The organism is Vibrio sp. TAP-3B (genome assembly GCF_057784735.1).
The window spans coordinates 1,864,181-1,886,902 of record NZ_CM173495.1; the positions used below are offsets into that span (position 1 = coordinate 1,864,181).

Genomic DNA, 22,722 nt, shown 5'->3' on the forward strand with positions numbered 1-22,722 from the left:
CCCCCTCTAGCACTACCAATATTACCCATGCTGAGTGGCATATGATTTTATCATAGAACTTTGAGGCGATTATCCAAGCACTTAGGGTCACTCCTAACACAACTTTGACTCTGTAACTCTGATGTGATTTCTATACAAAAAACGAGGTACAGCTACCTCGTTTTCTATTCTCTATTAACCTGATTAAGCTTCGGTTTTGTTCAGATGTACATCCATTTGTGGGAATGGAATTTCGATGCCGTTCTCATCCAATGCTTCTTTAATACCTTGCATTGCATCAAAGTATACGCCCCAGTAATCCGCCGTTTTAACCCAAGGGCGCACTACGAAATTGACTGAAGAATCAGCTAATGTTAGAACACCGATCGTCATATCAGGATCTTTCAAGATACGTGGATCTTTTTCTAATGTTTCTCGAAGAACTTTTTTGGTTAGCTTAAGATCGGCTTTGTACGACACACCAATCACTAAATCTACACGTCGTGTTGCATGACGAGAATAGTTTGTAATCGCACCACCAATGACGGACGAGTTAGGTATTATAACCATCTTGTTGTCTGGTGTTTTTAGAACGGTTTGGAAGATTTGAATCGCTTCGACACTACCCGCTACGCCGCCGACTTCAACGTAGTCACCCGACTTGAAGGGACGAAAAGCCACAATCAAGACGCCAGCAGCAAAGTTCGATAATGAACCTTGCAGAGCAAGACCAACCGCAAGACCAGCCGCACCAATAACAGCAACCACAGAAGCAGTTTGAACCCCTAGGCGGCCAAGAGCTGCAATAAGTACAATCACAAATAGCAAATAACGAACAAGACCGTGAATAAATTCAACGACTGCCTTATCCATGCTTTTCTTTTCTAATACTTTGGTAACACTGCCCGCCACTGCTTTCACGATAATATTACCGATAAATAGAATGAGCAGCGCAGAAATAATATTCACACCGTATTGAACAAGTAGATCTGAATTGTTGTTAAGCCAAGTCTCAGCTTGAGTTAGCCCGTTAGTTAAAGTGGTATCGATACCCATCGATTCACCTGCCATAATTCTTATCCTCAAAAATAAAGATATATACCCAATTGCCGTTAAATTATTCCCGATGACTTCAAGATGCAAAGTTCAGAGCAGCTAAAACCACGCCTATCGGTTAAACCAACATCACTGAGCCAAGTTTCCTGAGATTATCGAGAGATATAAGCCATGTGTTTTATAGGCTTTTATCCACAACAATGTCCCTATTGCTCTACTGAGTGTCAGACTTTCCACGGTATCTCAACGCTGGAGCTTTCAAAATCATCACTTCACAAATGATATTCAAAAACAAAGCGTTAACAGAATTTTCTGACAACAGCTTGTTACAGGTTACGCAATGCGCTCTCATTTCGCCACTTCTATTGTTGAGATTGATAAGTGTGAACGTAAAAACATTAGGGATGGTATAAATCATTAACACGCACACTTTGATGCATACTTATCTCACTACTATGAGGAAAATATAAATCATAGACATAAAAAAACCCGCTTCAGTGAGCGGGTTTCAAATAACTTAATCAGTATTGATTATAGTACGTCAACGGCGTTAAGGTCGGCAAAAGCTTTCTCTAGACGAGCAACCATTGAAGTTTGACCAGCACGTAACCATGCACGTGGATCGTAGTACTTCTTGTTTGGTGCGTCTACACCATTTGGGTTACCGATTTGACCTTGTAGGTAATCGTGGTTTTCAGCTTCAAATTTACGGATGCCGTCCCAAGTTGCCCACTGTGTATCAGTATCGATGTTCATTTTGATAACACCGTAACCGATAGATTCACGGATTTCTTCTAAAGAAGAACCAGAACCACCGTGGAATACGAAGTTTAGAGAGTTCGCTGGCAGGCCGAATTTCTCAGAAACGTGCACTTGAGAATCACGTAGAATCGTTGGTGTTAGTACTACGTTACCTGGCTTGTAAACACCGTGTACGTTACCGAAAGATGCTGCGATAGTGAAACGCGGGCTGATTGCGATTAGTTTTTCATATGCGTAAGCAACGTCTTCAGGAGAAGTGTATAGATCAGATGCATCCATATCAGTGTTATCAACACCATCTTCTTCACCACCAGTACAACCAAGTTCAATCTCTAGAGTCATGTTCATTTTAGCCATGCGCTCTAGGTACTTAGCAGAAATTTCGATGTTCTCTTCTAGAGATTCTTCGGAAAGGTCGATCATGTGAGAAGAGAATAGAGGTTTACCAGTTTGTGCAAAGTACTCTTCACCGGCGTCTAGTAGACCATCGATCCAAGGAAGCAGTTTCTTAGCAGCGTGGTCAGTGTGTAGGATTACTGGTACACCGTAAGCTTCAGCTACAGCATGAACATATTTAGCACCGGCAACCGCACCAAGAACCTGCGCTTCTTGACCTTCAAGTTTTAGGCCTTTGCCAGCAAAGAAAGCCGCACCACCGTTAGAGAACTGAACGATAACTGGCGCTTTAACATTTGCAGCTGCTTCAAGTACTGCATTTACGGAGTCAGTACCAATACAGTTTACTGCTGGAAGTGCAAAGCTGTTTTCTTTTGCAACTTCAAATACTTTCTGAACGTCATCGCCAGAGATAACACCTGGTTTTACGAAGTCGAAGATCTTAGACATGGATGTAATCCTATTTATCTGTCGTTTTTAAACAAAACTTGTTAAGTTGAAAATCTTGCAAACGTTTGCTCACAACTAAGGCTATTCTATCAGAGTTCCTCACACGTTGCAGCAAACGAGAAAGCGGGAGAACCACTCCCCCGCTTTGCTTTAATTATTTACCGCGTGCTTCTAGCATTTCTACTGCAGGAAGCGCTTTGCCTTCTACAAACTCAAGGAAAGCACCACCGCCAGTTGAGATGTAAGATACATCAGCTTTGATACCGAACTTGTCGATAGCCGCCAGCGTGTCACCACCACCAGCGACAGAGAAGCCTTCAGAAGCTGCGATAGCTTCTGAGATACCTTTAGTGCCAGCTTCGAAGTTCTTAAACTCGAATACGCCAACTGGGCCGTTCCATAAAATAGTCTTCGCGTTTTTCAGGATTTCAGCTAACTCAGCTGTCGAATTTGGGCCAAGGTCGAAGATCATATCGTCATCTTGTACTTCAGAAACGTGTTTGATTTCAGCTTCTGCGTTCTCATCAAATGCTTTTGCACAGGCAACGTCAGTGGCTACAGGAATAGCACACTCATCCATTAGCTTTTTAGCTGTGTCTACCAGATCCGCTTCGTATAAAGACTTACCTACGTTGTGGCCAGCAGCAGCGATGAATGTGTTCGCAATACCACCACCAACAACAAGTTGGTCAGCAATTTTAGATAACGACTCAAGAACCGTTAGCTTAGTAGAAACTTTTGAACCACCTACGATAGCAACCATTGGACGAGCTGGCTTATCCATTGCTTTCCCTAGTGCTTCTAATTCATTCGCCAGTAGAGGGCCAGCACAAGCGATAGGTGCGTGCATACCAACACCATGAGTAGATGCTTGAGCACGGTGAGCCGTACCGAATGCGTCCATAACGAATACATCACATAGTGCAGCGTATTTCTTAGATAGTTCTTCGTCGTTTTTCTTCTCGCCTTTGTTGAAGCGAACGTTTTCTAGAACAACAAGTTCACCAGCGTTTAGCTCTAGGCCATCTAGGTAGTCTTTTGCTAGCTTAACGTCACAATCTAGTGCGTCATTTAGGTAGTTAACCACTGGTTGTAGAGAGAACTCTTCAGCGTATTCACCTTCAGTTGGGCGACCTAGGTGAGAGGTAACCATCACTTTGGCACCAGCTTCTAGGCAATGCTTAATGGTAGGAAGAGATGCGATGATACGTGCATCGGAAGTTACTTTACCGTCTTTTACTGGCACGTTTAGGTCAGCGCGGATAAATACACGTTTACCTGCAAGATCCAGGTCAGTCATCTTGATTACAGACATGATGTGTCCTCTCAAATATTTAATAATTAAAGTTTTTGAAAACTCGGCAACCCTGCCAAGCCTGTTAATTCTTCAAACTGGTTATTGATATGGAGATACGACAGATTTATTTCAAGACTTAAAATAAAAATCCCCATCACTTCTTCATCCTTAACATTCCGTTTGCGAAGAAGCTTGCATTGCTAAAGCGGTATCCAGCATCCGGTTAGCAAAGCCCCATTCGTTATCGCACCAAACCAGCATTTTTACTAATTGGCCATTACTCACTCTAGTCTGAGTTCCATCCACAATTGCACTATGGGGGTCGTGGTTAAAGTCAATGGAAACGAGTGGCGATTCAGTATAGTCAACTATATTACGTAATGTACACTGAGATGCATTAACAATGGTTTGATTTACGTCATTAACTTTCACATTTGTACTAATTGTGACGCTTAAATCCATTGCAGTGACATTAACTGTCGGTACTCGAACGGAAATTGCTTCGAATTTGTTGGAAAATTTCGGGAATATTCTTTCAATTCCTTTATGCAACTTAGTATCAACAGGAATAATAGATTGGCTTGCGGCGCGAGTTCGACGTAAATCGTTGTGGTACGCATCAATGACTTGCTGGTCATTCATGGATGAATGGATTGTCGTAATGGTACCAGACTCAATGCCGAAAGCGTCATCCAGAACTTTGATGATAGGTACAATACAGTTAGTCGTACAAGAGCCATTAGAAACTATACGGTGCTCATCTTTGAGGGTTTCATGATTGACACCATAGATGATGGTGTTATCGACATCATTGCCTCCAGGGTGTGAAAAGAGGACTTTCTTCGCTCCGGCATCGATATGCGCCAAACCGTCTGATTTAGAACCATATACACCTGTACAATCTAAGACGATATCAACGTCCAAATCGCGCCATGGAAGCAGTTCTATCTCGGCAAGATGAAGAATACGGATGGCGTCATATTCGCCGCGGTCATGATGAACATGCAAGTGTTCTTGGTCGTGGGAGATTTTCTTGCCAAAGCGACCATGACTGGTGTCATATTGCAGTAGGTGCGCCATCGCTTCTGGTTGCGCTAACTCGTTAACCGCCACAACTTTTATCTGCTGTTGCTTTCCACTTTCATACACGGCTCGCAGAACATTACGACCTATACGCCCAAATCCATTGATCGCAACCTTTAGCATCTATCCTTCGCCCTACCAAAAATTTCGTGTCACAGATACTACCTGATCAGGCTGAAAAACGCACCTGTTGAATCATAGTAAAGCAGGATTAAAAAAGGCCATCGCAATGATGGCCTTTCCAACTTTAGTATCTAACAGTCGTCCTTTACGTTCGGACTGTTGAGACAATCTAGCAGTTACGCTAGCAATTCTTTTGCTGTGTTCACTACGTTTTCAGTCGTGAAGCCAAACATCTCGAATAGCTGACCAGCAGGTGCAGATTCACCGAATGTCGTCATACCGATGATGCGACCGTCGAAACCAACGTACTTGTACCAGAAGTCTGCGATGCCCGCTTCGATAGCGATACGAGCTGTTACCTCTGATGGTAGAACTGCTTCACGGTAAGCGGCATCTTGCTTGTCGAATGCGTCTGTTGATGGCATTGAAACCACGCGTACTTTCTTACCTTCTGCTGTTAGTTGAGTCGCAGCTTCTACTGCTAGTTCAACTTCAGAGCCTGTTGCGATAAGGATAAGCTCTGGCTTGCCTTCGCAATCTTTTAGGATGTAAGCACCTTTCGCGATGTTCGCTACTTGTTCAGCTGTACGCTCTTGCTGTGCTAAGTTTTGACGAGAGAAGATAAGTGCAGTTGGTGCATCTTTACGTTCAATCGCTAGTTTCCAAGCAACCGCTGATTCAACTTGGTCACATGGACGCCATGTGCTCATATTTGGCGTTACACGTAGAGACGCCATTTGCTCAACGGGTTGGTGAGTTGGGCCATCTTCGCCAAGACCGATAGAATCGTGCGTGTACACTTGGATGTTCTGAATCTTCATCAGCGCAGCCATACGCATAGCATTGCGTGCGTATTCCATGAACATTAGGAATGTCGCACCGTAAGGAACGAAACCACCGTGCAGTGCAATACCATTAATGACCGCAGTCATACCGAATTCACGCACACCGTAGTGGATGTAGTTGCCAGAGAAGTCATCCGTTTCTAGAGACTTAGAACCAGACCACATGGTCAGGTTAGAAGGCGCTAGGTCAGCAGAGCCGCCCATGAATTCAGGAAGCATTTGACCAAACGCTTCTAGTGCATTTTGCGATGCTTTACGTGATGCAATGTTCGCTGGGTTTGCTTGAAGATCAGCAATGATTTGGTTGGCTTTTTCTTCCCATTCCGCTGGAAGTTCGCCGTTTAGACGACGTTTAAGCTCTGCTGCTTCTGCAGGGTAAGCTGCTGCGTATGCTTCGAACTTTTCATTCCAAGCCGCTTCTTTCGCTGCACCTGCTTCTTTTGCATCCCACTCCGCGTAAACATCTGCAGGGATTTCAAATGGACCGTACTCCCAACCTAGGTATTCGCGAGCCGCTTGGATCTCATCGTGACCTAGTGGTGCACCATGACAGTCGTGTGAACCAGATTTGTTAGGAGAACCGAAACCGATAATTGTTTTAGTACAGATCAGCGTCGGACGTGGGTCCGCTTTTGCTGCTTCAATGGCAGCGTTGATCGCTTCACTGTCATGACCATCTACGGCAGGAATGACATGCCAACCGTAAGCTTCAAAACGCTTAGGTGTATCGTCAGAGAACCAGCCTTCCACGTGACCGTCGATAGAAATGCCGTTGTCATCCCAGAACGCAATCAGTTTGCCTAGACCCAGTGTACCAGCAAGAGAGCATGCTTCGTGCGAGATGCCTTCCATCAGACAACCGTCACCCAAGAACACGTAAGTGAAGTGGTCAACGATGTCGTGACCTTCTTTGTTGAACTGTGCTGCAAGCGCTTTTTCAGCAATCGCCATACCCACAGCGTTTGTAACGCCTTGACCTAGAGGACCTGTTGTTGTCTCGATACCTGGTGCGTCAGCCGTACTCTGGGTGACCTGGCGTTTTAGAGTGCAATTGACGGAAGTTTTTCAGATCGTCAATAGACAACTCGTAACCGCTTAAGTGCAGTAGAGAATAAATCAGCATTGAGCCATGACCGTTAGACAGTACGAAACGGTCGCGATCTGCCCACTCTGGGTTTGATGGGTTGTGGTTTAGGTGAGAGCGCCAAAGAACTTCAGCGATATCAGCCATACCCATTGGTGCGCCAGGATGGCCTGAGTTAGCTTGTTGAACACCATCCATGCTTAGAGCACGAATTGCATTGGCAAGATGTTTACGAGACGACATGTCTGCTCCTGAGTACATTAAGCGAAACGAAAATAGGACATAATTCTCTCAAAGCCAGATAGGGTGTGCAAACGTTTTCCACCCTAAAACCTCACAAATATTGCACCTTTCACTGCAAACCCATCGAAGTTCTTAAAATTATCAATAAATGACGCAAACGTTTGGTTATAACAAAAACCAAAAAAGAACTTGTAATTCGAGCAATCAAATTTAGAATAGACGTCTAGATGTAGATACACCTACAAAAAACAGTATTAATTTGCGCTGGAGAGTTTATCATTCCCCAGTTTTAAACCAGATATAGTGGAGCTAACATGGCTAAGCACCTGTTTACTTCTGAGTCAGTATCAGAAGGTCATCCAGATAAAATTGCAGACCAGATTTCTGATGCGGTTCTTGACGCAATTCTAAAGCAAGACCCGAAAGCTCGTGTTGCATGTGAGACTTACGTTAAAACCGGCATGGTCATGGTGGGCGGTGAAATCACGACTTCTGCATGGGTAGACATCGAAGAACTAACTCGTGAAACGGTCAGTGAAATTGGCTACGTACACTCAGACATGGGGTTTGATGCAAACTCTTGTGCGGTATTAAACACCATCGGTAAACAGTCGCCAGATATCAACCAAGGTGTTGATAAAGCAGATCCTAAAGAACAAGGTGCAGGCGACCAAGGCATTATGTTTGGTTACGCTTGTAACGAAACTGAAGTACTAATGCCAGCGCCAATTACTTACTCTCACCGCCTTGTTCAAAAGCAAGCAGAAGTTCGTAAAAACGGCACCCTTCCTTGGCTACGTCCAGATGCAAAATCTCAGGTTACGTTCCAATATGACCAAGGCAATATCGTTGGTATCGACGCGGTCGTTCTTTCGACTCAACACTGTGATTCAATCTCAACTTCAGACCTGCGTGAAGCAGTAATGGAAGAGATCATTAAGCCAGTGCTACCTTCAGAATGGATTAATAAAGAAACTAACTTCTTTATCAACCCTACAGGTCGATTCGTCATTGGTGGCCCAATGGGTGACTGTGGTCTAACTGGTCGTAAGATCATCGTAGATACCTACGGCGGCGCAGCTCGTCACGGTGGTGGTGCCTTCTCTGGTAAAGATCCATCAAAAGTTGACCGCTCTGCTGCATATGCAGCACGTTATGTAGCGAAAAACATCGTCGCCGCTGGCATGGCTGACCGTTGTGAAATTCAGCTGTCTTACGCCATCGGTGTTGCTGATCCAACCTCTATCATGGTGGAAACGTTCGGTACTGAGAAAGTATCACACGACATCATCATTGAAGCGGTTCGTCAGTTCTTCGACCTGCGTCCATACGGTCTGCAAGAAATGCTTAACCTTCTGCAGCCAATCTACAAGAAGACAGCAGCGTACGGTCACTTCGGCCGTGAAGAGTTCCCGTGGGAAGCAACCGATAAAGCCGCTCTTCTACGCGATTTCGCTGGTATCAAGTAATCGAGCCAAGCTAAAATCAATCAAGCCCTCGCTTTTTAGTGGGGGCTTTTTATTGTTAACCATCTTTAATACCAACCGCAGCCAATAACCATTCAACCCCTCGCTTGTTAAAAAACCTTGATACCACTTTCTCCTTCTATTCCCTTCCTGCGTGATAAATAAATTTTTAGCAATTATTTGTAAATTACCTTATCTCCACCAATAGTTAAAACATTGTTAATTACAATTTGAATAGAGACAACGGATGCACTCAATGTGACCACAACACTTAGGCAATGTGTTAGTCAGGCATTCTTTATGGCCAATACCAAACAGAGAAACACTTAAATGTAATCTTGGAAAGCCGACTCCAATTTGACTGAACAGTAATCTCTGTAAGTTGGTATAAGTCGACATTTTGGCAATAAATCAAGGAGGAGTTATGCCTCGAACTGCTAATCAACCTGACTTCCGTAGCAAGCGAAAGGAAGTGCCAGACAACGAATATGCTAAGACGATCCCGTGTAATACGGTTAGCCTTTCCGCACCCTTCCATTGGCTTGCGTTAGGTTTACATGATTTTGTCCGACTGCCTCTCATCAGTGCATTTTATGGCATCTGCTTTATGGCCGCCGCTATCGGTATTGTTTTGCTGGTGCAATGGCAAGGCACCCACCTTGTCGTCATGCCGAGTTTAATCGTCTACATGTTAATTGGTCCGTTTTTAGCGCTCGGTTTATATGATGCCAGTTGGGAAAGAGAGCGTGGGCATAAAGCCAGCTTGTTTCATTCGATGAAAGCCATAGGGCGTAACTCTTCCTCTCAGTGGGCATTCGCTGTGCTGCTGTCAGTATGTATGATTTTCTGGATGCGTATCGCCGCGCTCCTACATGCGCTTTATCCGTCCGTTCAAGGCGCGCCACTCACTGAGTTTCTGCCATTTTTAGTCATAGGTTCATTGGTCGGTTTTATATTAGCTTGCGTCGTTTTCAGCATATCAGCGTTTTCGATTCCGCTCATGATGGAACGTCGCGTGGATGTGATGACAGCCGTATTCACCAGCTTTAACGCGGTAAAATCCAATATCCCTGCGATGATAGTGTGGGCGGCGGTCATTTGTGGCGGTATTTTAATCGGCTTTGCCACGTACGGAATTGGCATGCTGTTTACGATGCCTATTTTAGGCTACGGTACTTGGCACGCTTACCGTGCGATCATTAAGAAAAAACACACGCCTTAAAAAACAGATGCTATGATTCGGCCCTCGCTCTCGCGGGGGCTTTTTTATATCACTATAGATAAAGTGGAGGACGTGTGGTTTTTGAACTGAACTACAAAGCAAAACAAGTGATGGCACACTGCATTGCTAAGGCAGAACAGGCTTTCCAGCGTTCATTTCCGCTTCCAACACTCACATTCAATGTTCGTGGCAAAGCCGCCGGAAAAGCGTACCTGCAACGGAACGAAATTCGCCTCAATCCCGTTTTATTTCGAGAAAATACGCAAGCGTTCTTGGATGAAGTTATCCCGCATGAAGTTGCCCACCTAATTACTTATCAGGTTTATGGCCGAGTTAGACCACATGGCAAAGAATGGCAAGGTGTGATGGAAGCCGTATTTAACGTTCCTGCCAAGACCACTCACCGCTTTGAAGTTACCTCGGTTCAAGGTAAAACCTTCGAATACCGCTGCGACTGCGCGGCTTACCCATTATCCATTCGCCGCCACAACAAAGTGCAGCGTAAGCAAGCAATCTACTCCTGCCAAAAATGCCGCCAATCTCTTAACTTTACTGGCGTACAACTCTCGTAACTATCCCTCCAAACTGCTATCTCGATGCCATTTCTGATGGCGCATCATCGTATTGTTAACATACTCATTATTAAAGCCAGTATCTGAGTGATAGAATAAATAAAGCCATACTTTTTAAAGACTTTAATCATGAAATATCTATTCTCTTTGTTACTCTTTGCGCTTTCTTGCTCGACCATGGCTGCGCCCCCGAGTTCCTTCTACGCCGCCAAACGTGAGGCGGTAAAAATTTATCAAGATCATCCAACCAGCTTCTACTGCGGTTGCAACATCCAATGGCAAGGAAGAAAAGGTGCCCCTGACCTCGACTCTTGCGGTTACCAAGTCCGTAAACAAGAAAAACGCGCAGCGCGAATCGAGTGGGAGCACGTGGTGCCTGCGTGGCAATTCGGCCACCAGCGTCAATGCTGGCAGGAGGGCGGGCGCAGAAACTGCAAGAAAAAAGACAAAACCTTCCGCTTAATGGAGGCAGATCTACATAACCTGACGCCTACTATTGGTGAAGTAAACGGTGACCGCTCAAACTACAACTTCAGTCAATGGAATGGGATGAATGGCGTGAGTTATGGCCGCTGTGAGATGCAAGTGAACTTCAAACAACGCAAAGTAATGCCACCAGATCGCGCTCGTGGCTCGATCGCTCGTACCTATCTTTATATGAGCAAAGAATACGGTTTTACGTTGTCTAAACAACAAACTCAGCTAATGAATGCTTGGAACAAAACATACCCTGCCGGTAAATGGGAATGTGAGCGTGATAAGCGCATCGCGAAAGTACAAGGCAATCACAACCCATTTGTTCAAGAAGCCTGTCGCGCACTGTAGTCCCTACTACCTTGAAGCGTTTCAATAACTGATATTGAAACACTTCTTGCCCCTTGTTTTTTCGATAGAAAGCATCCATGTTAGGATTTAAGTTTATTCTCTTGCTGGAAATCCCATGCGTATCCCTCGAATTTATCATCCAGAAACGATTCACCAACTTGGCTCACTGGCTTTAAGCGAAGACGCAGCATCCCATATCGGCCGCGTTTTACGGATGAAAAAAGGCCAAGAAGTTCTACTCTTTGACGGTAGCGGCGCAGAATTTTCAGCGATGATCAGTGAAATCAGTAAAAAGAATGTGTTAGTTAACGTGACTGAACGTATAGAACACTGTATTGAATCCCCATTGGATCTGCACCTTGGCCAAGTGATTTCGCGTGGCGATAAGATGGAATTCACCATCCAAAAGTCGGTTGAACTCGGGGTAAATACCATCACTCCTCTGATTTCAGAACGCTGCGGTGTAAAACTCGATCAAAAACGTTTTGAAAAGAAACTGGCCCAATGGCAGAAAATCGCCATCAGTGCCTGCGAGCAATGTGGTCGTAACATCGTTCCTGACATTCGTCCTATTATGAACTTGGAACAATGGTGCCAAGAAGAGCACGATGGGCTAAAGCTCAATTTGCATCCTCGTGCAAAATACTCGATCAACACCTTGCCAACGCCCGTCGAAAAAGTGCGCCTGTTGATCGGCCCAGAAGGCGGCTTATCGTCAGAAGAGATCGACATGACTCGCGAACACCAATTTGAAGAGACGCTACTCGGCCCTCGCGTTCTGCGTACCGAAACCGCGGCTCTGACAGCAATTACAGCCTTACAAGTTCGTTTCGGCGATCTGGGTTAAACGGAGAAAAATAATGATCAAACTCGGTATTGTAATGGACCCAATCTCGTCCATTAACATCAAGAAAGATTCTAGCTTTGCCATGATGCTTGAAGCGCAACGACGTGGCTACGAAATCCACTACATGGAAATGAACGATCTGCACCTCGATCAAGGTGTCGCGATAGCGGATACCAAAGTGGTTGAACTAAAAGAAGATCCACAGGGCTGGTACCAATTCAAGTCAGAGCAAACAATCCAATTGTCCGAGCTCGATGCTATTCTCATGCGTAAAGACCCTCCGTTCGATACCGAGTACATCTACGCAACGTACATTCTTGAACGTGCAGAAACGCAAGGCACGTTGATCGTCAATAAACCGCAAAGTCTGCGTGACTGTAACGAAAAGCTGTTCACCGCTTGGTTCCCTGAGCTTACGCCAACGACGATCGTGACACGTAAAGCGGAAAAGGTGAAAGAGTTCCGTGAAAAGCACGGTGATGTGATCCTAAAACCACTTGATGGTATGGGCGGCGCTTCTATCTTCCGCGTTAAAGAGAACGATCCAAACGTATCGGTGATCATCGAGACACTAACAAACCACGGCCAAAACTACGCCATGGCGCAAACGTTCGTACCGGACATCAGCAACGGTGACAAACGTATCCTTGTGGTCGATGGTGAGCCAATGCCTTACTGTTTAGCGCGTATTCCTGCGAAAGGTGAAACACGTGGTAATCTTGCGGCAGGTGGCACAGGTGAAGCTCGACCTTTGAGCGAAACTGATATCAAAATTGCCCAAACCGTAGCACCCATACTAAAAGAAAAAGGCCTCATCTTTGTTGGTCTTGACGTCATTGGTGACAAACTCACTGAAATCAACGTGACCAGCCCAACCTGTATTCGTGAGATTGAATCGGCCTTTGATATCTCAATCACCGGGAAGCTCATGGACGCGATTGAGCGCCGAGTGAAAGGCGAATAATTCAAACTGCATTACAGTTAATAAAGAGCGTAGAACTTAAAGATAAGCAACCTAATGCATTTAAACGATAAGGTGAATTGTCCCTTTTGCTTAAGTGCATGTACGAGTGTTAAGGGGCAGTATGAGTATGAACCTCACAAATCATTTTTTAGTTGCCATGCCTGGAATGAAAGATCCGTACTTCCACAACAGCGTGATCTACGTTTGTGAACACAACGAAGAAGGCGCTATGGGACTGATGATCAATGCGCCCGTCGATATCACGGTTGGTAAAATGCTCCAGCAGGTGGAAATGCAGCTCGTTCATCCACGTCTATTTGAAACAAGCCTTGATAGGCCTGTCTATAATGGTGGCCCTATCTCGGAAGACCGCGGCTTCATTCTCCACAAGCCAAAAGATGACTACGACTCCAGTATCCAAATGACGGATGAGCTCGCGGTGACCACTTCACGCGATATTCTCTCGGTTTTAGGAACCGAAGCGGAACCGAGTGACTACTTAGTCGCGCTTGGTTATTCTGGCTGGAGCGCTGGTCAATTAGAGAGTGAGTTAGTCGAAAACTCTTGGCTCACCATTGAAGCGACACCAGAAATTATCTTCGATACTCCTATCAATGAGCGTTGGAAAAAAGCGGTCGAAAAGCTGGGGATCGACTCTAGTCACCTTTCGGCTGATTCTGGGCACGCTTAACCAACATTCGTACAGTTACCTTAAATAGAGACACCTTATGTCACGCACAATTATGGCTTTTGATTTCGGAACCAAAAGCATTGGCAGCGCAATTGGCCAAGAAATTACTGGCACCGCGTCTCCACTGAAAGCCTTTAAGGCCAACGATGGTATTCCTAACTGGGACGACATCGAGAAACAAATTAAAGAGTGGCAGCCCGACTTACTGGTGGTCGGCTTACCAACGGATCTGAATGGTAAAGATCTTGAAACGATTACGCCTCGTGCAAGAAAGTTCGCGAAGCGCTTACAAGGCCGCTATGGTTTAGCGGTAGAACTTCATGATGAACGTTTATCAACAACCGAAGCTCGTGCAGACTTGTTTGGTATGGGTGGGTACAAAGCGTTATCCAAAGGTAATATTGACTGTCAATCTGCCGTCGTTATTCTTGAAAGTTGGTTTGAAAACCTCTGGTGCGAATAAATCACACCAAACCGAATAAAAATAAAAAAGGTTGGCATTGACCAACCTTTTCACTACCCAACAAAAATACCAATCCTACGCTTTAATCCCGTTATAAGCGGCAAATAGTATCTCTACTCCATATCAATCTTAACGTTAGCCAGACTGCCCGTTGAAAACGACTCACCGCGCTGGGTTTTTAGCATCAAACGCAGATCATTGGCAGAATCCGCACTGTGCAACGCATCATCTTCACTGATCTTACCTTGCATTACTAACTTGTAGAGCGACTGATCAAACGTCAACATACCAAATTCGTTTGAACGCACCATGGTTGATTTCAGCTCATGCAACTCTCCTCGGCGGATCAAATCAGAAACTCGCGGACTGTTTAACAGGATCTCAAAGACTCCATGACGACCTTTTCCATTCTTATCTCGGATCAATTGTTGGCCAACCACACCTTTTAAGTTCATGGAAAGATCAAACAATAATTGCTCTTTTTGATCTTTCGGTACCAAATGAAGGATACGCTCTAACGCTTGGTTCGCGTTGTTCGCGTGCAGCGTTGCCATACATAAGTGGCCAGTTTCGGCAAACGTCATGGCGTATTCCATCGTCTCACGACTGCGGATCTCTCCAATTAAAATCATGTCTGGTGCCTGACGCAGCGAGTTTTTAAGCGCGACTTCATAGCTTTGCGTATCTAGCCCGACTTCTCGCTGAGTCACGATACAGCGCTTATGCTCATGCACGAATTCGATTGGGTCTTCGACCGTCAAAATGTGCCCCGTCTTGTTGCTATTCCGATAACCCGTCATCGCCGCCATCGTGGTCGATTTACCAGAACCAGTCGCCCCCACCACCAGCACTAATCCTCGCTTTGCGATTGCGAGATCTTGCAGAACCAGTGGTAACTTTAATTGTTCAAAAGTCGGAATATTCGTTTCAATACGACGAATGACCGCGCCCGGCAATTCGCGCTGGAAAAAAGCACTCACTCGGAAACGGCCACAATCTCTCACGATGGCAAAGTTAGACTCGTGACTTTTACGAAATTCTTGACGTCGCTCGGGCTCCATTGCGCTGTCGAGTAATTTCGCCACATCATTTTCGGTGAGCTTGTCACCTTGCGGACGCAACTCACCATCCACGCGGAATAAGATTGGAGCCCCAACTGTGATATAAAGATCCGACGCTTTCAACGCCAGCATGCCTTCCAGAAATTTATTTAGATCCATCTTTGATGCTCACCATACATATTACGAGAATTGCTGCACGTCTAATCCGATTTTGTTGTCGACTTCTTCGCGCTCCACCATGCCTTGTGCCATCAACTGACGCGCGTTTTGTTCCATGGTTTGCATGCCGTGCGCCGCACCAGTTTGGATGATGGAATACATCTGCGCGACCTTATCTTCACGAATCAAGTTACGAATTGCCGGTGTTGCCATCATGATTTCATGACAGGCGATACGGCCACCGCCATTACGTTTGAGTAGCTTCTGGGCGATAACCGAACGCAAAGATTCAGAAAGCATCGAACGCACCATATCTTTGTCGCTTCCAGGGAAGACGTCGATGATACGGTCGATGGTTTTCGCCGCTGAACTGGTATGCAACGTACCAAATACCAGATGCCCTGTTTCTGCTGCAGTTAACGCCAAACTGATGGTTTCTTTATCACGTAGCTCACCGACCAAAATTACGTCTGGGTCTTCACGTAGTGCACTTCGCAGCGCGTTTTGGAAGCTATACGTGTCACGGTGTACTTCACGTTGGTTGATCAAACACTTGTTATTGCCATGCACAAATTCGATTGGATCTTCAATTGTGAGAATATGTTTATTGTGATTGCGGTTAATGTAGTCAACAATAGCAGCCAAAGTGGTCGATTTACCTGAACCTGTTGGGCCTGTAACAAGGACTAAGCCTTTTTCTGCGCTGGCAATTTTGCGAAAAATTTCTGGCGCTTCAAGCTCATCAAGTGTGGGAATGCGGCTTGGGATGGTACGAAATACCGCAGCGCAACCACGAGATTGGTTAAACGCGTTGACACGAAAACGGCCAACATTAGGCAACTCAAAAGAGAAGTCGACTTCGAGTTTTTCTTCGAACTCACTGCGCTGGGCATCGTTCATGATTTCAAAAACCAGACGATGCACTTCTTGGTGTGTAAACGCGGGAATGCCCAGTTTTCTCACATCACCATCAACACGAACCATTGGTGGTACACCTGCAGAAAGATGTAGATCCGAGGCATTATGTTTTACACTAAAATCCAGTAACTCAGTGATATCCATTTAAAATCCTTAAGTCTAAAGTACAGCGATGAGTAGTATTCAACAAAATATTGAACAGATCACCTCTCAAATCCGTCACGACGAACAAAAATGTGGTCGTTCTCCAGAATCAGTGCAACTTCTAGCGGTCAGCAAAACTAAACCGGTCGAGGCAATTCTCGAAGCCTACCAAGCTGGTCAAACCGCTTTTGGGGAAAACTACGTCCAAGAAGGCGTCAGTAAAGTTCAGCACTTTGCCGAGCATTATCCAGATAATCACATCGAATGGCACTTCATTGGCCCAATTCAATCCAATAAATCACGACTTGTTGCTGAACATTTCGATTGGGTTCACACCATTGATCGACCTAAAATCGCTCAACGTTTGAATGACCAACGCCCGAGCAAGCTAAACCCACTGCAAGTACTGATTCAAGTCAATACCAGCGGTGAAGCATCGAAGTCAGGTATCACCGAAGCAGAAGTATTCGAGTTGGCGGAGTTGATTTCTCGCCTGCCCAACCTCACGTTAAGAGGGTTGATGTCGATCCCTGCCAACCTGTCGGACTACGACTCACAACGTCAGGAGTTTCGTAAGTTGGCAACCTTGAAACACACACTCGAAGCACAATTCCCAGAAATCGATACATTATCAATGGGAATGAGTGGTGACATGACGGCTGCCATCGATGCAGGCAGTACGATGGTTCGTATCGGCACTGCTATTTTTGGCGCACGTGACTACAGCAAAAAATGACTCGTCATAAATACCCAAGAGCAAATCACTCGATCATCTTACCGCCTAAATAGGAGCAGTAAGGATAAAGCGGCGCCATTATACACCTGAGCGCACAATGAATTGTAATATATCATGATGGAAATCAGACAAATGGAACATAAAAAAATCGCCTTCATCGGTGCTGGTAACATGGTGAGAGCCATTGTTTCTGGCTTGGTTGCTAACGGATACCCAGCGAAAAACATTACCGCTACCGCGCCTTCAGAGGCTCGTCGTTTGCCGCTTGAACAAGATTTTGGCATCCGTACCACCAGCGATAATATCCACGCTGCGACCGAGGCGGATGTAGTGGTATTGTCGGTGAAACCACAAATGATGGCAGAGGTGTGTAAACCGTTACAATCCATCGATTTTACTAACAAACTGGTGATTTCTATCGCCGCGGGCATCAACAGTTCACGTCTCGATGACATGTTAGCAACTACGTTAAACTTGGTTCGCGTGATGCCAAACACACCATCACAACTTGGGCTAGGCATGAGTGGCTTATTTGCGCCACAGCATGTGACCGAGCAAGATAAAGCGTTTGCAGCAGAACTCATGCAAGCGGTTGGTAAAGTTTGCTGGGTCGAACACGAGTCTGGTATCAATAATGTGATTGCAGCAGCAGGTAGTGCTCCGGCATACTTCTTCTTGTTTATGGAAGCGATGCAAACTGAAGCGATTGCACAAGGATTTGACAAGGACACCGCTCGTCTATTGGTGCAGCAAGCGGCGTTAGGCGCAGCAAGTATGGTCGTAAACAACCCAGAGATCGAGCTTTCTACACTGCGTGAGAATGTGACGTCGAAAGGTGGAACAACGGCAGAAGCACTGCGTACGTTCAACCAACATCAACTTTCCGATACTGTCGCGAAAGCCATGCAAGCCGCAGTAACTCGAGCGGAAGAAATGGAAAAACAATTTTAATTACTTGGATGAACCCCATTTAAACATCATCCACTACTTGTAAGGGTACCTTATGAATTCAATGAGTTTTCTCATCTCAACCCTATTTGACCTGTATATCATGGTCGTCATTTTGCGTATTTGGTTGCAAGCTGCACGTGCAGATTTTTACAACCCGTTTTCGCAATTCATTGTCAAAGCGACACAACCTATAGTTGGCCCGCTGCGTCGTTTCATCCCTTCCGTGGGGAACATCGATCTAGCGACGGTCTTATTTGCTTACTTGCTCTGCGTACTGAAATTTGTCGCGCTTATCCTTATCGCCTCAAGTGGTTCTGTTTCTTTCAGTGCTGAGTTCTTACTCTTAGGGTTATTGTCACTCGTCAAAGCAGCTGGTGGCCTCTTATTCTGGGTACTACTGATTCGCGCTATTTTAAGCTGGGTTAGCCAAGGCCGTAGCCCGATTGAGTATGTCTTCCATCAATTAACAGAGCCAATGTGTGCACCAATTCGCCGTGTCATTCCTGCGCTTGGTGGTCTTGACCTTAGTGTTCTGGTTCTATTTATTGGCCTGCAGTTCGCTAACTTCTTGATGGGTGACCTTATTGGTCCGATTTGGTATCAACTGTAATGTCAACCGCGGCGTGGCAAGATGGCGAGGACATTGTCTTAAAGCTCTATATTCAACCAAAAGCAAGCCGTGATCAAATCGTCGGCTTGCACGGTGAAGAGCTCAAAATCGCCATTACCGCGCCCCCGACCGATGGCAAAGCCAATGCGCACTTAACCAAGTTCTTAGCAAAACAATTCAAAACGGCTAAAAGCTCGGTTCACATCGAAAAGGGGGAACTGGGACGGCACAAGCAAATTCGGATAGAATCCCCCTCCCAGATACCGACTGACATTAAAGCCATCTTATGATGGCTTTTTATTTACAATTTTGTACCACACTTAATACTAACAATCGTAACCGTTGAACTTTCTCACCGAAAAAAAACGGCCAATGATTTATACCAATCACAGTTGAGATAAAACTATCGCTTTGAGGAAGTAACAATGAACAAATGGATTACCGCATTACTGATCAGTCTGCTGTCATTACCAAGCTTCGCCGATCAGTTTAAAAATATGAAAGACATCGAAGTTCACTACGTCGCGTTCAATTCAACATTTTTAACGCCTAAAGTGGCGCGCAGCTATGACATTAAACGTAACAACTACGTCGCGGTGGTAAACATTAGCGTATTAGACAGAGCCTCACTGGGCAAACCAGCATTAGAGGCGAAGATCGGCGGTCAAGCGAAAAACTTAATAGGCCAAACACAAAAGCTTACCTTCCGTGAAGTGAAAGAAGGCGACGCGATTTACTACCTCGCAGAGCTGCCCATTACTCATGAAGAAACGTTCACCTTCGATATTGATGTAAAATCGGGAGACAAAGGCTCTGGTAAACTTACATTCACTCAGAAATTTTATGTCGAAGAGTGATTGGATTGTGATGTACCAAATGCTTTCGGACACCAGCAGACCAAAAACCTAATAAGTAAAAATCCAGAGGAGAACGGTCTGTTCCCCTCTATCACAATGGAAAGAGATCCCCCATGAAAAAAATTGTGCTAGCAACAGGCAACCAAGGCAAAGTACGTGAAATGGCAGGCTTACTGTCTGACTTCGGTTTTGAAGTATTAGCGCAAAGTGCATTCAACATATCTGAAGCAGCAGAAACCGGTACTACGTTTATTGAAAACGCCATCATCAAAGCACGTCACGCTGCGCAAGAAACCGGTCTTCCAGCCATCGCGGATGATTCTGGTCTGGAAGTCGACTTCCTAAAAGGCGCGCCGGGTATTTATTCGGCCCGTTACGCGGGTGAGGATGCATCAGATCACGAGAATCTAGAAAAGCTATTAAAGGCGATGGAAGGAGTTCCAGAGCTTGAGCGAACGGCGCGTTTTCATTGCGTGCTGGTATTGATGCGTCATGCCGATGACCCAACGCCTATCGTCTGTCATGGTAAATGGGAAGGTCGTATTTTGCCTGAAGCACAGGGTGATAATGGCTTTGGTTACGACCCAATTTTCTTTGTACCAGAAGAAAACTGTGCATCAGCAGAACTGGATCCCGCGCGCAAAAAGCAGCTATCACACCGTGGTAAAGCACTTAAGTCGCTCTTCGCACAACTATCTGAGCAAGCCGCTCAGTAATATAAAACGAGTCTAAACATGTTAACGCCCCCAGCACTGAGCTTGTATGTACATATCCCGTGGTGTGTGCAAAAGTGCCCCTACTGTGACTTTAATTCACACGCGCTAAAAACAGACATTCCGGAAGCAGAATACATTAGTGCTTTGCTTGAAGATTTAGACAGTGATATTGCAAAGTACTGTTTAAATGATACTCCGCGTCCGCTGCACTCGATTTTTATTGGTGGTGGTACGCCGAGTTTAATTTCAGCCCAAGGTATTGAGCGTCTGCTAAAAGGCATCGAAGCACGTATTCCGTTTAAGCCTGAAATCGAAATTACCATGGAAGCCAATCCAGGCACGATCGAAGCAGAACGTTTTGTCGGTTATCGTAAAGCGGGCGTCACGAGAATTTCTATCGGCGTGCAAAGTTTTGAGCAGCAGAAACTGGAGCGCCTAGGACGAATCCATGGCCAAGACGAAGCCATAAATGCCGCTAAGTTGGCTCATCAAATTGGTTTGAACAGTTTCAACCTAGATTTAATGCATGGTCTACCCGATCAAAGTACTGAACAAGCTCTGGTTGATTTGGACAAAGCGATTGAGTTAGCACCGCCGCACCTTTCATGGTACCAACTGACGATAGAGCCAAATACCATGTTCTACTACAAACCACCGACGCTACCAGACGACGATGATTTGTGGGATATATTTGAGCTTGGGCACCAAAAACTGACGGCGGCTGGTTATGTGCAATATGAGATTTCTGGCTATAGCAAACCGGGGTATCAATGTCAGCATAACCTTAATTACTGGCGTTTTGGGGATTACCTGGGGATCGGTTGTGGCTCGCACGGCAAGCTTAGTTTTGTTGACGGACGCATCATCCGCACAACGAAAGTGAAACATCCGAGGGGGTATTTAGCGGCGTATCAAAACATGGTAAAGCCGTATTTACATACGGAGCACGTGGTGGCAGATGAAGACCGTCCGTTCGAGTTCTTTATGAACCGCTTCCGCTTAATGGAAGCATGCCCAAAACAAGATTACGTCAATACCACGGGCTTGCCTTTGAGCACCATTCAAGGAAACATTGATTGGGCGTTAGAAATGGACTATTTAAGTGAAACCGACACGCATTGGCAAATTACTGAGAAAGGTAAACTCTTCCTCAATGATTTACTCGAAGCCTTTATGGTCGAAGAAGACGAATAACACTACCAACAAATACATAAAAGAATGCCTCTCAAGCAAGAGAGGCATTCTTTCGGCGACAATCAAACTCGCCCTCTAAAAAATCGAGCGTCCGATACGTTCCGAAAGCAGCTCTAACGCTTTCGTTCCAGCCAGCGAATTACCCGAAGCGTCTAACTCTGGCGACCATACAGCAATCGTCATCTCACCTGGAACCACGGTGATAATACCGCCCCCCACACCAGACTTACCAGGCATACCAACGCGATAAGCAAACTCTCCGGCCCCATCATACAGACCACAGGTTGCCAATAGTGCATTAAGTTGCTTTGCCTGAGTCGCAGAAACCACAGGTTTGCTGGTTTGTACCGAGGTGCCTTTGTTCGCCAAGTAACTGAACGTTTTGGCCAAGTCGACACAACTCATTTTCAGCGCACAAGCGTGGAAGTAGTTTTGCAGTACAGGAATGACGTCATTCTCAAAGTTACCAAATGATCGCATTAGGTAAGCAATCGCAGCATTACGGTCACCATGCATCATTTCTGACGCAGCAACCACCTTGTCATACACTATGTGTGTGTCACCGGAGAGTTGGCGTACAAACTCCAGCAAACGCTGACGAGGCGCAGAAAGACGACTTTGTAATAGATCCGCCACCACTATCGCCCCCGCATTAATGAACGGGTTGCGAGGAATCCCCTGCTCCATTTCCAACTGAATTAACGAGTTAAACGCCTGCCCTGATGGCTCTTTACCCACACGCGCCCAAATTTCTTCCTGCTTATACAAGCACATCGCAAGCGTTAGACTTAATGCTTTTGAAATAGACTGAATAGAGAAAGATTCATCGGCATCCCCCGCCTTAATCACCTCGCCTTCATTGGTGTATACCGCAATACCTAACTTGTTATTGGGTACTTTTGCCAGAGCCGGAATGTAATCGGCCACTTTGCCTTGGCCGATTAAAGGGCGTACTTCCGCCAAAATATCGACCAAAATTTCCGCTGTAGGTTTCATTCTCTGCCTTCT

Annotated in this window: 22 protein-coding genes and 1 pseudogene; 15 read left to right on the forward strand and 8 right to left on the reverse strand. The window is 45.5% G+C overall.

The window, feature by feature from the left end; genetic code table 11:
- Positions 1–183: 183 nt before the first annotated feature.
- From mscS to tkt, 5 genes and pseudogenes are all read right to left on the reverse strand, one after another.
- Positions 184–1,050 (reverse strand): small-conductance mechanosensitive channel MscS, encoded by an 867-nt coding sequence (gene mscS, locus AC3D28_RS08735; RefSeq protein ID WP_098414778.1) that lies wholly within the window; start codon positions 1,048–1,050, stop codon positions 184–186.
- Positions 1,051–1,566: 516 nt separating this feature from the next.
- Positions 1,567–2,643 carry a class II fructose-bisphosphate aldolase gene (gene fbaA / locus AC3D28_RS08740; protein ID WP_488534548.1) on the reverse strand — a complete coding sequence of 359 codons (1,077 nt, stop codon included), beginning with the start codon at positions 2,641–2,643 and terminating at the stop codon, positions 1,567–1,569.
- 154 nt (positions 2,644–2,797) lie between these two features.
- On the reverse strand, positions 2,798–3,958 hold the full coding sequence (locus AC3D28_RS08745) for a phosphoglycerate kinase (RefSeq protein ID WP_488534549.1): 1,161 nt from the start codon (positions 3,956–3,958) through the stop codon (positions 2,798–2,800).
- A gap of 150 nt (positions 3,959–4,108) precedes the next feature.
- On the reverse strand, positions 4,109–5,146 hold the full coding sequence (gene epd / locus AC3D28_RS08750) for an erythrose-4-phosphate dehydrogenase (protein ID WP_488534550.1): 1,038 nt from the start codon (positions 5,144–5,146) through the stop codon (positions 4,109–4,111).
- Between the two features lie 176 nt (positions 5,147–5,322).
- Positions 5,323–7,318: pseudogene (gene tkt / locus AC3D28_RS08755) on the reverse strand (transketolase).
- 314 nt (positions 7,319–7,632) lie between these two features.
- Between tkt and metK the strand changes: the two are divergent.
- The 8 genes from metK to ruvX all read left to right on the forward strand — a co-directional run bounded on the left by metK (position 7,633) and on the right by ruvX (position 14,368).
- Positions 7,633–8,787, forward strand: a complete 1,155-nt coding sequence (gene metK / locus AC3D28_RS08760) for a methionine adenosyltransferase (RefSeq protein WP_098414773.1) — start codon at positions 7,633–7,635, stop codon at positions 8,785–8,787.
- Between the two features lie 421 nt (positions 8,788–9,208).
- Complete coding sequence (locus tag AC3D28_RS08765; protein ID WP_488534551.1) at positions 9,209–10,006, forward strand: DUF2189 domain-containing protein; 798 nt, start codon at positions 9,209–9,211, stop codon at positions 10,004–10,006.
- Positions 10,007–10,080: 74 nt separating this feature from the next.
- Complete coding sequence (locus AC3D28_RS08770; protein ID WP_488534552.1) at positions 10,081–10,578, forward strand: SprT family zinc-dependent metalloprotease; 498 nt, start codon at positions 10,081–10,083, stop codon at positions 10,576–10,578.
- Between the two features lie 129 nt (positions 10,579–10,707).
- Positions 10,708–11,403 (forward strand): endonuclease, encoded by a 696-nt coding sequence (locus AC3D28_RS08775; protein ID WP_488534553.1) that lies wholly within the window; start codon positions 10,708–10,710, stop codon positions 11,401–11,403.
- 115 nt (positions 11,404–11,518) lie between these two features.
- The gene (rsmE, locus tag AC3D28_RS08780; RefSeq protein WP_488534554.1) at positions 11,519–12,250 is read left to right on the forward strand and encodes a 16S rRNA (uracil(1498)-N(3))-methyltransferase; all 732 of its coding nucleotides are present in this window, start codon (positions 11,519–11,521) and stop codon (positions 12,248–12,250) included.
- A gap of 13 nt (positions 12,251–12,263) precedes the next feature.
- Positions 12,264–13,214, forward strand: coding sequence for a glutathione synthase (gshB, locus tag AC3D28_RS08785; protein ID WP_488534555.1), 951 nt, complete (start codon positions 12,264–12,266; stop codon positions 13,212–13,214).
- Between the two features lie 127 nt (positions 13,215–13,341).
- A complete protein-coding gene (locus AC3D28_RS08790) occupies positions 13,342–13,905 on the forward strand; it encodes a YqgE/AlgH family protein (RefSeq protein WP_098415869.1) in 564 nt (187 codons plus the stop codon).
- A 37-nt stretch (positions 13,906–13,942) separates the two neighbouring features.
- Complete coding sequence (gene ruvX / locus AC3D28_RS08795) at positions 13,943–14,368, forward strand: Holliday junction resolvase RuvX (protein ID WP_488534556.1); 426 nt, start codon at positions 13,943–13,945, stop codon at positions 14,366–14,368.
- 113 nt (positions 14,369–14,481) lie between these two features.
- Here ruvX and AC3D28_RS08800 read toward each other — a convergent pair whose 3' ends face one another.
- A complete protein-coding gene (locus AC3D28_RS08800) occupies positions 14,482–15,588 on the reverse strand; it encodes a PilT/PilU family type 4a pilus ATPase (protein WP_488534557.1) in 1,107 nt (368 codons plus the stop codon).
- Positions 15,589–15,609: 21 nt separating this feature from the next.
- Positions 15,610–16,650: a type IV pilus twitching motility protein PilT gene (locus AC3D28_RS08805; protein ID WP_098414765.1), complete on the reverse strand. Its 1,041-nt coding sequence runs from the start codon at positions 16,648–16,650 to the stop codon at positions 15,610–15,612.
- Positions 16,651–16,678: 28 nt separating this feature from the next.
- On the opposite strand from AC3D28_RS08805, the gene AC3D28_RS08810 reads away from it, so the two are divergent.
- The 7 genes from AC3D28_RS08810 (at position 16,679) to hemW (ending at position 21,714) form a co-directional block, all read left to right on the forward strand.
- Positions 16,679–17,386, forward strand: a complete 708-nt coding sequence (locus AC3D28_RS08810) for a YggS family pyridoxal phosphate-dependent enzyme (protein WP_098414764.1) — start codon at positions 16,679–16,681, stop codon at positions 17,384–17,386.
- A gap of 132 nt (positions 17,387–17,518) precedes the next feature.
- Positions 17,519–18,337, forward strand: coding sequence for a pyrroline-5-carboxylate reductase (proC, locus tag AC3D28_RS08815; RefSeq protein WP_488534558.1), 819 nt, complete (start codon positions 17,519–17,521; stop codon positions 18,335–18,337).
- Between the two features lie 52 nt (positions 18,338–18,389).
- Entirely contained in the window at positions 18,390–18,947 is a 558-nt protein-coding gene (locus AC3D28_RS08820) for a YggT family protein (RefSeq protein WP_488534559.1), read from the forward strand.
- Complete coding sequence (yggU, locus tag AC3D28_RS08825) at positions 18,947–19,237, forward strand: DUF167 family protein YggU (protein WP_488534560.1); 291 nt, start codon at positions 18,947–18,949, stop codon at positions 19,235–19,237. The genes AC3D28_RS08820 and yggU overlap by 1 nt, the downstream gene beginning before the upstream one ends.
- 135 nt (positions 19,238–19,372) lie before the next feature.
- Positions 19,373–19,804 carry a DUF4426 domain-containing protein gene (locus tag AC3D28_RS08830; RefSeq protein ID WP_488534561.1) on the forward strand — a complete coding sequence of 144 codons (432 nt, stop codon included), beginning with the start codon at positions 19,373–19,375 and terminating at the stop codon, positions 19,802–19,804.
- A gap of 113 nt (positions 19,805–19,917) precedes the next feature.
- Complete coding sequence (locus AC3D28_RS08835) at positions 19,918–20,520, forward strand: XTP/dITP diphosphatase (protein ID WP_488534562.1); 603 nt, start codon at positions 19,918–19,920, stop codon at positions 20,518–20,520.
- An 18-nt stretch (positions 20,521–20,538) separates the two neighbouring features.
- A complete protein-coding gene (gene hemW, locus AC3D28_RS08840; protein WP_488534563.1) occupies positions 20,539–21,714 on the forward strand; it encodes a radical SAM family heme chaperone HemW in 1,176 nt (391 codons plus the stop codon).
- Positions 21,715–21,789: 75 nt separating this feature from the next.
- Here hemW and glsB read toward each other — a convergent pair whose 3' ends face one another.
- Complete coding sequence (gene glsB, locus AC3D28_RS08845) at positions 21,790–22,710, reverse strand: glutaminase B (RefSeq protein WP_098414757.1); 921 nt, start codon at positions 22,708–22,710, stop codon at positions 21,790–21,792.
- Between the last annotated feature and the right edge of the window lie 12 nt (positions 22,711–22,722).